The 16,650-nt window shown below is 37.9% G+C and carries 12 protein-coding genes; 8 read left to right on the top strand and 4 right to left on the bottom strand.

The window, feature by feature from the left end:
• Positions 1-3 precede the first annotated feature (3 nt).
• Complete coding sequence (locus IPI99_12630) at positions 4-1,899, bottom strand: tetratricopeptide repeat protein (protein ID MBK7341360.1); 1,896 nt, start codon at positions 1,897-1,899, stop codon at positions 4-6.
• Positions 1,900-2,028: 129 nt separating this feature from the next.
• Here IPI99_12630 and lpxD point away from each other — a divergent pair, with 129 nt between their 5' ends.
• The 6 genes from lpxD to IPI99_12600 are packed head-to-tail and all read left to right on the top strand — an operon-like array spanning position 2,029 to position 9,203.
• Positions 2,029-3,066: a UDP-3-O-(3-hydroxymyristoyl)glucosamine N-acyltransferase gene (lpxD, locus tag IPI99_12625; protein MBK7341359.1), complete on the top strand. Its 1,038-nt coding sequence runs from the start codon at positions 2,029-2,031 to the stop codon at positions 3,064-3,066.
• Entirely contained in the window at positions 3,063-4,469 is a 1,407-nt protein-coding gene (locus IPI99_12620) for a bifunctional UDP-3-O-[3-hydroxymyristoyl] N-acetylglucosamine deacetylase/3-hydroxyacyl-ACP dehydratase (protein MBK7341358.1), read from the top strand. Before lpxD ends, IPI99_12620 begins: the two co-directional genes overlap by 4 nt.
• On the top strand, positions 4,450-5,238 hold the full coding sequence (gene lpxA / locus IPI99_12615) for an acyl-ACP--UDP-N-acetylglucosamine O-acyltransferase (GenBank protein ID MBK7341357.1): 789 nt from the start codon (positions 4,450-4,452) through the stop codon (positions 5,236-5,238). The genes IPI99_12620 and lpxA overlap by 20 nt, the downstream gene beginning before the upstream one ends.
• Complete coding sequence (locus IPI99_12610; protein ID MBK7341356.1) at positions 5,235-5,855, top strand: ABC transporter ATP-binding protein; 621 nt, start codon at positions 5,235-5,237, stop codon at positions 5,853-5,855. The genes lpxA and IPI99_12610 overlap by 4 nt, the downstream gene beginning before the upstream one ends.
• A 10-nt stretch (positions 5,856-5,865) precedes the next feature.
• Entirely contained in the window at positions 5,866-7,575 is a 1,710-nt protein-coding gene (locus IPI99_12605; GenBank protein ID MBK7341355.1) for a DUF1800 domain-containing protein, read from the top strand.
• A gap of 29 nt (positions 7,576-7,604) precedes the next feature.
• Positions 7,605-9,203, top strand: a complete 1,599-nt coding sequence (locus tag IPI99_12600) for a DUF1501 domain-containing protein (protein MBK7341354.1) — start codon at positions 7,605-7,607, stop codon at positions 9,201-9,203.
• Between the two features lie 91 nt (positions 9,204-9,294).
• On the opposite strand, the gene IPI99_12595 is transcribed toward IPI99_12600, so the two are convergent.
• The 3 genes from IPI99_12595 to IPI99_12585 form a co-directional block, all read right to left on the bottom strand.
• Positions 9,295-11,784: a glycoside hydrolase family 2 protein gene (locus tag IPI99_12595; GenBank protein ID MBK7341353.1), complete on the bottom strand. Its 2,490-nt coding sequence runs from the start codon at positions 11,782-11,784 to the stop codon at positions 9,295-9,297.
• An 89-nt stretch (positions 11,785-11,873) separates the two neighbouring features.
• Positions 11,874-12,353 (bottom strand): heme-binding domain-containing protein, encoded by a 480-nt coding sequence (locus IPI99_12590; protein MBK7341352.1) that lies wholly within the window; start codon positions 12,351-12,353, stop codon positions 11,874-11,876.
• A 62-nt stretch (positions 12,354-12,415) separates the two neighbouring features.
• Positions 12,416-12,847 carry a hypothetical protein gene (locus IPI99_12585; GenBank protein MBK7341351.1) on the bottom strand — a complete coding sequence of 144 codons (432 nt, stop codon included), beginning with the start codon at positions 12,845-12,847 and terminating at the stop codon, positions 12,416-12,418.
• A gap of 207 nt (positions 12,848-13,054) precedes the next feature.
• On the opposite strand from IPI99_12585, the gene IPI99_12580 reads away from it, so the two are divergent.
• The gene (locus IPI99_12580; GenBank protein ID MBK7341350.1) at positions 13,055-13,492 is read left to right on the top strand and encodes a hypothetical protein; all 438 of its coding nucleotides are present in this window, start codon (positions 13,055-13,057) and stop codon (positions 13,490-13,492) included.
• 5 nt (positions 13,493-13,497) lie between these two features.
• Positions 13,498-16,623: a M4 family metallopeptidase gene (locus tag IPI99_12575; protein ID MBK7341349.1), complete on the top strand. Its 3,126-nt coding sequence runs from the start codon at positions 13,498-13,500 to the stop codon at positions 16,621-16,623.
• Positions 16,624-16,650: the final 27 nt, after the last annotated feature.

Genomic DNA, 16,650 nt, shown 5'->3' with positions numbered 1-16,650 from the left:
TATTTATTTATTGATTTCTGATGCTGGAATACCGAGTTGTTGCGCAATAGTAAAGTCAGCTTGGGCTGCAGAATGATTTCCCAGAGTTCGATAAGTTCTACCTCGTTCAAGATAAAAAACGGCTCCATCAGATTTGTACCGGATTGCTTGATTGTAATATTCAATGGCTTGTTCTGATCGGTTGAGGGCACGCAGACATCTTGCGCCTTCGTACCACATGTCCGCTGATTTTGTATCTAATTTTAAGTATGCGTCAATATCGTTTAGGGCTGAAGCAAAGTCACCTCTTGAGTTATATAATATTGATCTGTTCAAATACCCAACTTTCCATTTTGGGTCCATTTGTAAACCTTTATTCAGGTCATTTAATGCTAAATCCAATTGGTTTAAATTTGCATAGACAGCACCGCGATTTACAAAATATTCCGCTGTCGGGTTTAATTCAATTGCCTTGTTATAATCCTCCAGAGCTTTTTGATTTTCACCCTTTGTAAAATAAAGCTTTGCCCGGCTATTGTAGGTTCCATGTCCAGCTTTCATGACTATAGCCTGACTGTAGTCAGCCAATGCTTTATCAAATTGCTTGAGGTCTCTGTAATAATTAGCTCTATTGTTGTAAGGCAAAGAAGTATTTGGAGAATATTCAATAACTTTTGTCCACAATGTTTCTGAGTTTTTCCATATTTTAATCTGCTTTATGCTCACCATGAATAATGCAGCCAGATAAATTCCTGTAATTGAAAAATATGCAATATTCAATTTGGGTTTTTTGATCAGCAACTCTTGTAAGCCATAACAGAAAATATAGAATAATCCAAAATACGCAACATAAGTAAATCTATCAGCTAGATAGCCCTGCCCAGCTCCAAGTATTTGTAACAGAAAAACGATGTTCGCGAAGAAGAAACCAAATCCAAAAACAATTTCTGTCTGTTTTTTCTTCCACAAAATATACATCAGAGAAAGAAGTGCTATGGCTGCAGGTAAAGATATATAGTGCCATACAGTGAGCTTTTCGTTATAAGGATACATGGGTGACATCCTATAGGGTACCAACCATTTTACAATATAAACAAAAAGGCTGTAGGAGCCAATAAAAAGCCTTTCGAAAAGATTGAAGTTTGTATTTGATTCAAGACTTCCCTGACCTTTCAAAAAATAAATACCTAGTAAACCGAACAGCATGGAACCTAAAAAATAAGGCCATTTCGAAAAGATCGATTTAATATTAATAGGTTTTTGGAAAAAATAGTCTAATACTATAAAAGTGAGAGGTAAGCTCACCATTTGAATTTTCGCAAATAAACCTATACAAAATAATGTGTATATCACATAGGATCGTTTCTTGCTATTAGAGTACAAATTTTGAATGTATAAATAAACAGCAGGAAAGAAGAATGCCGCATACAAGACGTCTTTGCGCTCCGTAATCCAGGCAACGGACTCAACTCTCAAAGGGTGAATCCCGAAAAGTATGGTACCAATGAGAGCAATTTCTGGTCTTAATTTTAACAACAATAAAATACGATATACAAAAAATACACATAGTAAATGCAACAAAAGATTCGTCCAGTGCATAGCCTGGGGGTTCATTCCAAAAAACTTGTTTTCTATTGCAAAAGTAAGAATAGGAAGAGGGTTGTAGTTACCTATTATTGGAGTTGTAAAAATCGCTTTGATTGATTTTGAGCTTACGTCAGTAATCAAAGGATTTTCATAAACATTTCGGTCGTCATCCCAATTTACAAAACCATTCTTTACGCTTGAGTAGAAACACAAAAAAGTAATAGCTAAGGCGATGAGTACGTACCACCATTTGTCATTCATCGAATCCAGCTGCTGAGGTACATTGTGAACTGGTATACTAACGTGTTGGGCTTTAATTTTTTTTTTGCTCATCTTACAGGAGGATCGAAAGCCAAAAGTATCGAATTGTATGAATATATTAAAATTAATTGGAGAATGTATGCCTGCTTTGCAGAATTACATAGATTTGTGAGTACTATTTTATTCAGTAGAAGATTTGTAATGAAAGCAAGTCAAATAGCAATGTTGGTAAATGGTTCACTGATTGGTGATCCTGATATAGTTGTACTTAAGCCGAGCAAAATAGAAGAGGGTGAACCAGGCTCCATTTGTTTTCTTGGAAACATAAAATATGAGCCTTACCTCTATACTACCAAAGCTTCGTTAGTTATAGTCGATGAAAGTTTTGAACCTCGGGAGAAGGTTTTCTGCACGCTTTTAAAAGTCCCAAACGTTTATGAAGCCGTTGCGAAGCTATTGGCTTTTTTTGAAACAACTGACTCTATTCAAAACACCGGTATAGACGATTTGGCAAGTATACATAGCTCTGCGAAATTAGGCAAGGGAGTTTCAGTAGGTGCCTTTTCTATAATATCTGAAGAAGTGGAAATCGCTGATGGTGTGACCATTTATCCCCAAGTATATATAGGGGCGAAAGTTAAAATTGGTACTGGGACAGTTCTCTTTCCAGGTGCGAGGATTTTAAAAGACTCAATCATAGGACAGAGGTGTGTGATTCAATCAAACACAGTTATAGGGAGTGATGGATTTGGGTATGCACCTGACAAAGAAGGCGTTTACAGCAAAATCGCTCAAATCGGAAATGTCGTTCTTGAAGATGATGTTGAAATTGGAGCAAATACATGTATTGATAGAGGAAGTATTGGTTCAACTATCATTAAAAAAGGCAGCAAGTTGGACAATCTAATACAGATAGCCCACAATGTACAGGTAGGCCAGCATACAGTTATCGCTGCTCAAGCAGGAATAGCCGGAAGTGCCAAGATCGGAAACCATGTGATCTTGGGAGGGCAGGTTGGTGTTGCAGGACATCTTGGTGTTGCGGATTATACTATGGTGCAAGCACAAAGTGGTATTGCGTCTTCGATTGAAAAAATGAAAGGAAAGTGGTACGGTTCTCCAGCCATAGATTATTATTCGTATCTTCGGGCGTATTCTGAATTCAAAAAGCTACCTGATTTGAGGAAGCAAGTGGATGAATTAAGAAAACAGCTGGACGAGTTAAAATCAGGTAAATGAAGCAATGCACGATCAAAAGCTCCGTTTCTCTTTCAGGTATTGGCCTCCATACTGGCGCTATGGTGCGTATGTCGTTTCATCCTGCTCCCGAAAATTCAGGAATTAAATTTAGACGCATAGACTTACCGGACCAACCCTTTATTGATGCAGATCTTTCCAAAGTAATTTCAACCAATCGGGGAACCACACTGCAGGAGGGTATTGCCCAGGTTTGGACTGTGGAACATACGCTTTCAGCACTTACTGGCCTTGGAATAGACAATGTGACGATTGAGCTCAATGGTCCTGAAATTCCCATTATGGATGGCTCAGCAGCTGCATTTGTACATTTGCTCCAGGGAGTAGGTATAGTGCAACAGAACGAAGAAAGGGAAGTCTTTGTCATTACAGAGTCTTTTACTTATGAAGACGAAAATACCGGAGCAGAATATATTGCCATGCCATCAGACAAGCTCGAAATCACTGCTTTAATTGATTTCAATTCAAAGGTGTTGGGCCAGCAATTTGCTTCAATAGAAGATTTAACTCATTATTCGGTAGAAATCGCACCCTGCAGGACTTTTGTCTTCCTTCATGAACTGGAACAGTTGATGAATCAAAACTTAATCCGAGGAGGAGATTTGGATAATGCTATTGTCATCGTGGACAGGATGATGACCCAACCTGAATTAGATGAGCTTGCAAGAAAACTCAACAAACCTAGTGTCAAAGTTGAAAGAGAAGGTGTTTTGAACACGGTTAAGTTGAACTTTCCTAATGAACCCGCTCGGCATAAATTGTTGGATGTCATTGGGGATCTTACCCTGGTGGGCAAATCTATTCAAGGCAAGATCGTTACCCACAAACCCGGACATAAGTCAAATGTAGAGTTTGGGAGAGTACTCCGCCGCAAAATTTTAGAGCAAGCCAAATTGAAAGGGCTTCCTGTGTATGATCCTGAGAAACCAGCTATTCTTGAGATACCTCAGATCCAAAAACTTCTTCCGCATAGACATCCTTTTTTATTTGTAGATAAGATCATTGAACTGAGTGAAAATATCGTGGTCGGAATAAAGAATGTTAGTTTTTCTGATGCATGTTTTTTGGGACATTTTCCTGATAATCCGGTTTTTCCAGGTGTTTTGCAAATTGAAGCCTTGGCCCAAACCGGTGGAATTTTAGCCCTCCATCAACAGGAAGAACCAGGAAATTGGGATACATATTTTGTAAAGATTGATGGTGCCAAGTTTAAACAGAAAGTTCTGCCAGGAGATACACTTATTCTTAAAATGGAGTTGCTTTCTCCCATAAGGAGAGGTATAGTTCAAATGAATGGCACGGCTTATGTAGGTAATAAATTAGTATGTGAGGGTGTCCTCACTGCCCAAATCGTCAAAAGGTCTGCTGAAAGTGATCAAAAGTAATATACATCCAGAGGCTCGTATTGGAGCCAATACTGTAATAGAGCCATTTGCTACAATTGGAGCAGATGTGGTGATTGGAAACAATTGTTGGATTGGTCCATATGTTACCATAATGGATGGATCTAGGGTTGGAAATTCTTGTAAAATATTTCCAGGGGCAGTGGTAGGTGCTATCCCTCAAGATCTGAAATTTGGAGGTGAAGCTTCAACATTGGAGATTGGAGACAACACCATCGTGAGAGAATATTGTACTCTAAATAGAGGTACTAAAGCATTAATGACTACCCGGATTGGCTCGAATTGCCTTCTTATGGCCTATGTTCATGTCGCACATGATTGTATTGTTGGAAATAATGTTATTCTTGCCAATAATGTGAATCTGGCTGGACACATTACTATAGATGATTATGCCATACTTGGAGGATTAACAGCAGTTCACCAATTTGTACAAATTGGACGACATGTAATGGTTGGTGGAGGATCTTTAGTAATGAAAGACGTCCCTCATTATGTGAAGGCAGCCAGAAACCCATTGTCTTATGAAGGAGTGAATTCTATCGGATTGAGGAGGAGAGGTTTTACTCAAGAACAAATCAATAATATCCACGAAATTTACAGGTACCTTTTTATAAAGAACAGTAATATATCACAGGGATTGAAAATGGTTCAAGCAGAACTTCCTGATACGGCCGAGAAGGATGAAATTGTACAGTTCATAATGGCATCTCAACGAGGCATTATGAAAGGGTATCACAGTACAATATCATGAAAATAAGCCTGGAAGGAGTCTCTAAAAAGTTTAATTCTTCCTGGGTGATCAACAACTTTGATTTTGAATTCAATGAAGGAATATCTTACGGCATAGCCGGTAGAAATGGAGTTGGTAAGTCTACATTAATGCAACTTATTGGCGGAATGATCAGACCCAACAAAGGAAAAGTTCATTGGGTAGTGAATGGAAAAGAGACCAGGGAACATATTGAGCCATTGATCTGTATGGCAGCTCCTTATATGGACTTGCCTTCTTATTTTACTATAAATGAATTATTGGATTTTCACTTTACATTTAAAAGCTACATTGACAATATTTCCAGTCGTGACTTTTGGGATCTGACTGATCTGAAAAGTCATCAAAGAAAAACAATTCTTGAACTCTCTTCGGGACTATATCAGAGATTAAAATTAGCGCTTGCGATACTCTCTGAGGGAGAGGTTCTCCTTTTAGATGAACCAACCACTAATTTAGACTCCGAAGCAAGAAAATGGTTCTCAAAACTGTTGCACGATTTTGCAAAAAACAGAACTGTAATTATAGCCTCCAACGACGAACAGGATTTTTTTCATACCCAAATAAAAATTGAGTTAAAACAGTATATGAAAGTATAAAATACTTACCTTGGGCACTTATTTAGTTCATATGCCAAGTTTAACTCCTTATTCAGGTCCATTTGGAAAAAAGGAATTGCTTCATCTTTTACGCCGTACACTTTTTGGTGTGAGAATTTCAGATCTCAAACAACTTAACGGCAAATCATTAATTTCAGTTATTGATCTATTGTTGATGGATCCTCCCCCAGATGCCGGACCTTTGAAGACTTATTTTACAGTAAGCAACAATGTCAAAACTGACAATCTGGATACCACTGTGCCTATGGGAACCAGCTGGGCAAATATACCTATTCCTATTGGAGCAAACCCAAACCCAAATGGGTACAGAAGACTCAGTTATAAAAATTGGTGGACTGGACTACAGATACATCAAGATATTAGCATATATGAAAAAATGGTGCTATTCTGGCACAATCATTTTGCAACTGAAGATTCTGTTGTAGAACAAGCATTGTTGTCATATTATACCAATGTTGCTCTGCGCAAAAACACACTAGGTTCATTTCGACAAATGGTAAAAGATATCACTCTGGATCCTGGAATGCTGCGCTACCTCAATGGAAATTTAAATAAGAAAAGCGCCCCGGATGAGAATTATGGTAGGGAGCTTCAAGAACTGTTTTGTATCGGAAAAGGATCAGGATCGGGATATACAGAAGACGATGTAAAAGCAGCAGCCAGAGTGCTCACTGGGTGGACTTTTATCACCCAAAAGAAAGACGCGAACAATGCGAATTATGCAATCCTTCCTGAGACTAGTTTTGTGAGTGCAAATCATGATGTTGCTGTAAAACAATTTTCAGCATTTTATAAGAACAAACAAATCCTTCGCACACCAAAAGCTGGTGAGGAGAGATTAATGGCTGAATTGGAAATCGATGATATGATTTCAATGTTATTGGAAACTGACGAATGTGCAAAATTCCTTTGTAGGAAATTGTGGATTTATTTTGTATATTATGATATAACTCCAGACATTGAATCCAATGTGATCGAACCTCTGGCAGAAATTTTTAGGAAGAATTATGACATAAAAGAAGTATTGCGTGCACTGTTCACGAGCGATTACTTTTTTAAATCTGAAAATTTTGGTTGTATGCTTAAAAGTCCTACAGACTTTACGATAGGAATGTTACGGACTTTTCAGTTGCCAATTCCCAAACCGGATGATGCAGTACATTCAGATTTAGCTTATGTAAATTTTTCTCAAATCAGAAATTATGTGATTAAAGGTGGATTTGATGTTGGTGATCCACCAAATGTTGCAGGTTGGCCGGCGTATTACCAAGCTCCCGTTTTTCATGAATATTGGTTAGATACGACAACTTATCCGGAACGGAAAAATTTCTTTGAAGCTGTAGGTAAGTCAGGCCTCAATAGTGGAAATTCAGTATTTCTGGACGCAAATAAAAACCAAAAATTAACTATTGATTATGTGAGTTTTGTGAAGCAGTTTGCTCATCCTGAAGATCCAAATGAATTAATCAATGAAGCAATCGAATTACTATTCGGAGTAAGTATTTCAGATGCGGTAAAAAGTCAAATAAAAACAACCTATTTATTACTTGGTCAAAGTTCAGATTATTATTGGACAGATGCTTATCAGATTTTTATCGGGGATCCATCTACGAGTGATCCAGAAGCAAAACGAGTGCCAAGCATGTTACAAGATTTATTTATCTATTTGCAATCAGCAGCAGAATATCACCTGTGCTAATATTTTCATTAAATTATTAATTTTTTAAAATGAAAAGAAGATCGTTTGTCCAATCCGTTCCACTGGCAATAGGTGGGGTCTCCCTGAATGCGTATAGTGCATCGCCGTTTTTCGGTGGTTTAGATTCTCTTTTGTATGATACTGATCGTGTGCTGGTGATCGTGCAGCTAACTGGAGGTAATGACGGTTTGAATACAGTCATCCCATTGGACCAATATGCCGCGCTGTCTTTAGATACCATCAGGAAAAATGTTTTACTCCCTGAGTCTTCAGTACTAAAATTATCCGGTACATTCGGAAAGACAGGATTGCATCCGGCAATGAATAGGTTCAGCGAATTATGGGATGATGGTCGGTTGAGTATAGTGCAAGGCGTTGGTTATCCTCAATTTAGTTTTTCCCATTTCCGATCTACTGATATTTGGATTACCGGTAGTGATACAAAAGAGTATCTCAACTCCGGTTGGACAGGTAGATATTTAAATTATGAATATCCTAACTTTCCCGTTGGTTTCCCAAATTCTATTATGCCTGATCCTCCTTCTATCCGGATTGGTGGCAGTGTTGGTTTAGGGCTTCAGAACCAAGGCGTGAATATGGGCATAGCCATCAACAACACTAAAGATTTACTCAACCTTACAGGAAATATTTTCAAAGATCCGGCACCTGTAAATTGCACCGGTAAGGAATTGCTTTATGTAAGAGAAGTTCAAAGACAGACAGATAAATTTGGAGATGCAGTTGAGTTAGCAGCAAATAAGGGAAAGAACTTAACATCGCTCTACCCAAAATCTTCACCTGCTGAACCCGGCGCTGCATTGGGAAGTGCACTTTCAATAGTTGCAAAATTAATCTCAGGTGGGTTAAAAACCCGCGTCTACTGGGTCAGCACAGGTGGTTTTGACACACACTCCGCTCAAGTGAACAGTACTGACCATACTCAAGGAAATCATGCCAACTTACTGAAAGGAGTCTCAGATGCGATTTATGCATTTACCGACGATTTAAAGTTAATGGGTTTGAGTGATAGAGTATTGGGAATGACATTTTCAGAATTTGGTAGAAGAATCGTATCCAATGCATCAGGGGGCACTGATCATGGTGCAGCTCAACCGATGTTCTTGTTCGGCTCAAAAGTTTCTGCTAGTGTTATAGGACAAAATCCTGTAATTGATTCCGCTTCGACATCAAAATCCAATCTGCCAATGCAGTACGATTTTAGATCCGTATATGCTTCTATATTGCAAGATTGGTTTTGTGTTCCGCAACCGGATTTGGATGCCATCATGCTTAATAATTACCAGCAGATTCCAATTCTCCAGAAATCAAACTGCATACCAACCTCTGTTCATGACTCTAATAACAGAGCTGGCCAGAATTTGGTATCAGCATATCCCAATCCTTTCGTTTCAAATACAACTATTAAATTTGAAAGTTTGGGAGGTCACACCATGATTCAAATTATCTCTGATTCAGGCCATGTGATTCGGACTTTAATCAATGAAAACATGTCGGTCGGATTGTATCAGGTAAATTGTGATTTAGAAGGTATGCCTGAAGGAATTTACTATGTTCGATTGCAAAACGAATCCATCCAGCAAGTCAAAAGTATGATGAAGGTAAGATAAGTCTTTTTAAAATCTTGAGAGGATCTGGAAGCAAAAAATTTCAGAATTTCCCTAATCTTGATTTACGAATTATACCAAACTATTTCCTGGATTAATGAATCAGCTGATTAATGCAAATAATTTTCTCGGGTAATTGAGCCGACATTGGACTATTATTTTCAATACCAATCTTTAGTTTTTGACCGGGTAAAATATCAAAGTAATTAGGAAAATATCTAATATTTTCAGATTCTTGGAGATAAACACCTTTTGCCGGATTGTTGCATGTAATGAAAAACGAGTAGACTCCATTGTATTCTGTAATTGATGTCATTTCAAACTGCGTTTCTTCCCACTTTATTTTCTTTGGGACATCAAACAGATGCCATTTTATGTTGGACATTTTTTGATTGAAAGGCTGAAGGACTAGTATGTGATTGTGTACATCAAATGGAAAACTCAATTTCGCAATATCTAGCTCATACACTATTTTGGATTCGTTCGCTTTGAGTTGGAAATTTATTTTTTCTTGCCATATTGTTTTACCCTTAGTCTCAATAATTTTAATGTCAAGTGAATCCGTGTAAGGATATAGCAAGTCTGATGTTGCAAAGACATGTACAAGGTTAAACTTAGACTCTGCTGAGATCAATACTGGTTTAAAGATTTCTTTAGTTTTATGCTGCAAGGCTTTCCATCGACCTGAATACTCTCTACCTGACCAGGAAATTCCGGGCCAACAATCATTGTACTGCCAGTATAAAGTACCCATGCAGTATGGTTTGGCTCTTCGATGCGCTTCTATTCCTACAGCCATTCCGTCAGCCTGAGTCAATTGGCTCAGGTATATCAAATTTGGAAAATTTGTAGGATCTGGAAAATCGTGCTGTATGTATTTTGAAATGAGCTTATTGCCTCGAGGATGTTTTTGATGTGAAAGTAAGGACGGAGATTGAAGATCCCATTCTGAAGAATCAGCGATTTGCACAATAGTTGACAATGATGGCAACGACTGGAATCCGGCTTCACTCATAAATCTGGGAACTCGGGTTTCAAAAACATCGAACGGCATCTCATCGTGCCAAACTCCCCAGTCATGGGCGTCGCCTTCAGATTGAAATCTACTATCGCCTCTCCCGAAAAGTGGTGATGATTCCCAATAATCCGTCCTGCTGAATGATTGAACAGCTGCAGGTAATATGGATTTAAAGAGTTTATCATAATCCGAACTGAGCTTGGATTTGATGGACTTGGCAAGTAATGTCTGCCAGCCCCAACGATCCCATCCTTCGCTAATTTCATTATTCCCACACCATAGTGCGAGGCAAGCGTGTGCGGAAATCCTTTTTACTTGATGGTCGGCTTCGGCCAATACATTGTCCAAAAAATCTTCATCACCCGGATACATCCCACAAGCAAACATAAAATCTTGCCAAATTAAAATCCCTAAACTATCGCAGAGCTGATAAAATCTTTCCGTTTCGTAAGTTCCTCCACCCCAAATTCTCAACATATTAAAGTGACAAGCTTTGGCGTCTTGCAAAAGTTGGATTGGGTCAGCATCTGGTTTCAGAATATCAGGGGGAATATAATTAGACCCCTTGATAAAAATTTGTTCGCCATTTACCAAGAAGTAAAATGACTTTCCATCTTTATCATTCTCATGTATCAATTTGATCTGCCTTATACCGCATTGCCATTGTTTGGAAAAATGGTGATTCAAATTCTTTGACCTTGCGTTCAATGTAACACGATACAATTTTTGATTTCCGTTTCCATTAGGCCACCACAATTCCGGATTTTTGATTTTTATTTTTTTTCGAAACAAATGAGTTCCAGCTTCCAAATTTTCCTGAAATATAAACTTCCGATCATCCATCAACAACTCGAACTCGTATTCATCAGAATTTGAAGCGGTATATTCTACCATGAGTTCTAGTTCAGCCTTACCCTTTTGAATTTCGATGGTTTGTAGACTAGCATAATCACAATGAATATTCTGATTAATAATGATTTCAGGCAAACTTGAAATTCCATTAATTATCAATTTTGGGCCAAAATCCCAACCAAAATGATATTGTGGTTTACGGATAGTTACTCTGGCTTCTCCCGGTAGGGGAGTGATTTGTTTTGAATAAAGATTTTGAGATATCAAATCTGCCGACTCGATTTTAATAAGGCACTCGTTTCTACCTTTTTGTATGTAATTTTTGATATCATACCTCCACCTGCGAAATGCATTATTACTCTCACCAACCAATCTGCCATTGATCCAAATTTTGCAGTAAGTATCTAACCCGTCACATTCCCACCAGACATGACTTGCATTCATCTGGAGTTCTGTTAAATCGAAATAGCTTCTAAATTGATTGCTCTCATCGTTGTAAATTTGAGCACTGAATTCATTTATCCCATTAAATGGGCTTTGGATCATGTGATTTTCAATCAAGGCTGAAATGTGGTTTCCTGGAATCGTACATGGGTACCACTCTTTCTGAGAAGAAATATTCCATTCCCAACCGGACAGATAGATTTTTTCTGTCTGCGAATGCAAATAACTTAAGCCTAATGCTGTCATCAATAAAACAAGATACACACGCATAGCACAAAAATACTGAAACTCATTCCCTTGAGACTCAATCCTATCAGATAGATGGTCTGAAATATTGAATTGATGTTATATTGCATGAATCACTCTTCGTGAGAAGGAGCGCTGCCATTGATGATTAGATTTTGGGATTGTTTTGCCCATTCGGCAATCCCTTTTCTTTGCTCATCAGACAAGTTGGCTTCAGGATGAAGCCCAAGAGCTGTATAGTAGTTAGGTGGCATTTCTTTTTTCTCAACAACCTCTGCAATCTCTTCCATTTTATGTGCTTGTTTCCTGGCTGAATATGCTGAAAATTCGGAAAAATTTAGTTTGCCTTTGCCCTCTTTTACGTGGTGGTTTAACCAAAAGCTCACCGGTTGTATTTTTGCATACCATGGATATTTAGTCATGTTGCTATGGCAATCAAAGCAGGATGAACGCATCGTTTGCTCTAGTTCAGGAGTTATTGGGTATTTATCAAACACCAAACCCGGATGTTGGTCAGACGTGTTGTTATTGAACTTAAATAACTGTAGCAAGAGTAAGAAAATGATTAAACCGGTAAATATTTTTTTTATCATAGCGCCAAAAATAAAAAAAGGCTACCTAAAGAGGTAGCCTTATCGTTAGAAAAATAAAATTATTACTTTGCTTGCTCGCTGGAAGCACCATCTTTTGAGCAGGTTTTAGCACCTTTCTTGCAACATGATTTAGCACCTTTCTTGCAACAAGCTTTTGACTCACCACCTGTGCAAGCTTTTTTAGAATCAGACATTGAAGAGCCATCTGCACTCACAAACATCGCCTTCCCTTCGTCAAATACCACATCATTATAAGTAACAGTCCCTGCAGCATCAGTAGATTTTCTTTGAAAACTCACTTTTCCTGATTTTTCACAAACTTTTTTCTCGATAGTAGCATCAGCTTCTGCTGCTTTTAGGGCAGCTTCTGAAACGGCTGCAGATGATGCGCTGCACGATTTTGCGTCTTTTTTGGCATGTTGGCAAGTTTGTGCAGATAATTGATTGAAACTCAATCCGATAAACAATCCTAAAACGATTAAGATACTTTTCATATTTGATTTAAATTTAATTAATAATCTTTGCAAAAATAAAACGAAATATGGGATCCTTTTGTTCCCTCGATCAAATATTAACTTACATTTATGATACTATAGGTTTAACTTGCTGTCAAATAGTTAGATCTTTAAGCTTTTTAGCTTTGGAATAAAGCTTTTTGGAAAACAAGCTATGTTATTTGAAATAATATGAAAGTTACTGAGATGAAGCAATACTGCATTTATATAGGGATTTGTGCCAGTGTTTTGGCATTGTCTGTACTTTGGGCGTGTAAGAGTGCAAAAGTTATAGATTACACTAAAGAAGATTACATTCGGATTGGCTCCGGTGGCGGTTTTGTGGGCAGAGAGCTTTTTACAAATTTGTATAAAGATGGAACCTTGATAAATTCTGCTCAGGTGAAAGCCAAAATGAAAAAAACTGACGCCACCCAAATGTTCCAGAATCTCAACTCACTTGGGCTCTTTGATGCGGAGGAGAGCAATCCCGGAAACATTTATAAGTTTATTGAAATAAAAATAGGTGATCAGGTGAAAAGACTGGTATGGGATGGGTCAAAGCAAGCTGCAGAGCCGAATTTAAATTTGTTTTATTCCAATATGGAACACTTCATTCAAAAAGCTTTTAAAGAAACAAAATAAACAAGATGAAATTCAGATTTACTTTGGTATTGATAGCCTTGGCTTTCGGTTACAGTGTGGGTTTTGGTCAAATGAAAAAGAATATTCGTTTTGATCAAACAAGTAAACCAAAGACGCCGGGAATTTTGACGAAAGCGAACACCCATGAGGGAAGTAATTTCGGGTGGAGTATATTGCAAGATCTACCATCGTTGCCACTTTCTAAAAGGGTATTGGAAAATGCATCTATGCGTATGTCTGTAATAAGTCAAGATAAAAGTGATCGACCTACGAGATTCGAATGCGTCTTACCGGCTCAAACCAGGTCCGATTCCAAAGAGTTTTGGAACGATTTTATCGGGCAAAGACTAGCTTTAGAAGGTACAGGGACTCAGTTCATAGTAAAGCGAAATGAGTTGGATGAACTAGGCATCCGGCATATTCGCATGCAGCAGTATTTTGCTGGTGTACCTATTTATGCATCAGAGTATTTTATTCATCTTTACTCTAAGGATCAAAAACTGATGGCACATGGTAATGCTGAAGTCCCCTCAATTGCTCCAGTACAGGCGAGAATAAGCAGTAACCAGGCATACCAATTTGCCAAAAAACATCTGCGCGATGTAGAAAAAATAGCCACTGACGAAGTGACTTATGGTATTGGCGGATTAAGAACCGGTCTCAAGTCTCAATCATTGGAGTATTGGAAAGACAAGACTAGTAATTGGTTTTTGGTATATATACTGGATATCATGCCGCAAGCTACTGAAAGATATCAAGTCATTGTCGATGCTATAAATGGTAAAGTACTTAAAAGCAGCACAAACATTTGTAAGCTTCATTCACAAGGAGAACTTCACTCTCATGACCATAATCTTGAAGGAACATCCATGCTATCACCTCTTGGAGATGAACCAGCAAACGGTACAGATTTATTGGGTGTAAATCGCAGTTTTAGAACCTGGAAAGAAGGTTCAAGATACTATATGATTGATGGGTCGAGATCTATGTTTAACCCATCTGCTTCCAAAATGCCTGATGAACCGGTAGGTGCAATTTTTACTATTGACGCGTTAAATTCAAGAGCAGGTAGCAGCAATTTTCAAGCTGATCATATCACCTCATCAAACAATATTTGGAATAATCCTACAGCTATTTCAGCACACTACAATGCAGGCAAAGCTTATGACTATTATCTGGGTACTCATCAAAGAAACAGTATCAATGGGGAGAAAGGCACTATCATTTCTTTCATCAATGTTACGGATGAAGACGGAAAGAAAATGGACAATGCATTTTGGAACGGAGAAGCTATGTTTTATGGAAATGGAAATCAGGCATTTACTCCTTTGGCAAAAGGGTTGGATGTAGCAGGACATGAGATGTCACATGGTGTCATTCAAAATTCTGCAAATCTGACTTACGAAAATGAGTCTGGTGCACTGAATGAATCATTTGCAGACATTTTTGGAGCAATGATAGATCGTGAAGATTGGAAAATGGGTGAAGACGTTGTCGTGAAAGCATATTTTCCATCAGGAGCCCTTAGAGATTTAAGCAATCCTCACAATGGCGCTAGTCAAGGTAATTATGCTTGGCAACCCAACCATGTAAATGAACAATATAAAGGAACAGAGGATAATGGTGGCGTCCATATCAACAGTGGGATTACAAATTATGCCTATTACCTTTTTGTCCAAGAGATGGCAAAAAATATGAGCGAGGAACAGGCAAAAATTATTGCCGAAAAGGTTTATTACAGGGCATTAACAAGTTATCTGACCAGATCATCCAAATTTCTCGATTTAAGAGCATCTATCGAACAAAGTTGTAAAGACCTTTATTCCTCAAATGCAAATGTTCTGGCAGCTGCACAGTCTGCATTTAGCAAGGTTGGTATCGGTGGAGGCGGAAGCACAGGTGGTGGAAATTATCAAAAGGACCTTTCAGCTAATCCTGGCAAAGAATATATCGTGTGTACAGATCAAAACCTGGAAGGAGTTTACTTGGTAGATGAACAAAATTCAAAATTCTTCGAGTTGTCGACAAAAAGTATAATTTCTAAACCAAGTGTAACTGATGATGGCACTGAGATCTATTATGTTGCCAGTGATAATTCTATGCATGGGTTGTTTTTTAATAGTCAGACAAGTGCTTATCAAGACGTCGATCTAGATCCTGGAAATAATATTTATAGAAATGTTGTTATATCAAAAGATGGAAGGTTATTAGCTGCATTGCTCAATGCAGAAGAAAAAATTATTCATGTTTATGATTTTGTTTCTCAACAATGGAAAAGTTTTACCCTATACAATCCGACCTACACTCAGGGCGTTTCAACCGGAGAAGTGAAATATGCGGATTTTATGGATTTTGATTTATCAAGCCAATATATACTCTATGATTCATATAGCTCCATTGCAAGCAATTCAGGAGGTGCTACGGTAAATTATTGGGATATTGGATTCCTAAAGGTTTTTGAGAGCAGCTCAAAAACATTTTCAGATGGAAAAATTGAAAAACTGTTTTCCGCTCTACCAGAAAATACAAGTATAGGTAATGCAATATTTTCTAAAAATTCACCTTATATTATTGCATTTGACTATGTACAAGAAGACCTGTTTTCAACAAATTATGCCATTCTTGGTACTAATATAGAAACTGGAGAGACAGAAGCAATTCTAGACAACCGTTCGGGAACAGGATATCCAAATTATAATGTTTTGGACAATCGTGTCATTTATGAAGACGAATCAACTCAATTTAATTTGTTTAAAATTCCAATAGGAGGAACAAAAATTAGTGGAAGTGGAAATCCTGCACGAGTAATAGATGCCGCAAGGTGGGGCTCTTATTTTGGACTTGGTAAAAGAAGTTTGATAAACACCAAGGATTTACCTGCAGTTAAAAAAATGGAGTTTGGGCCTAATCCTACAACAGAATTATTGAATTTGTATTTGGAAATGGATCATTCCACTGACCTTCAATATCAGTTAGTTGATGGTTCAGGAAAAATTTGGAGAAATGGTACCGAAAAACTCATAGATGGTAGTAATCATCTTCAGATTCGGGTGGCAGATTTGACCGATGGATTATACCATTTGGTATTAAGCGTGGACAATCAAACAAAGACATTATCAATTTTTAAGTAAAATAAAATCATCTGAAATCCCAGGCGA

The organism is Saprospiraceae bacterium, from assembly GCA_016710235.1.
Taxonomy (GTDB): domain Bacteria; phylum Bacteroidota; class Bacteroidia; order Chitinophagales; family Saprospiraceae; genus Vicinibacter.
This window is presented reverse-complemented; position numbering and strand designations above follow the sequence as displayed.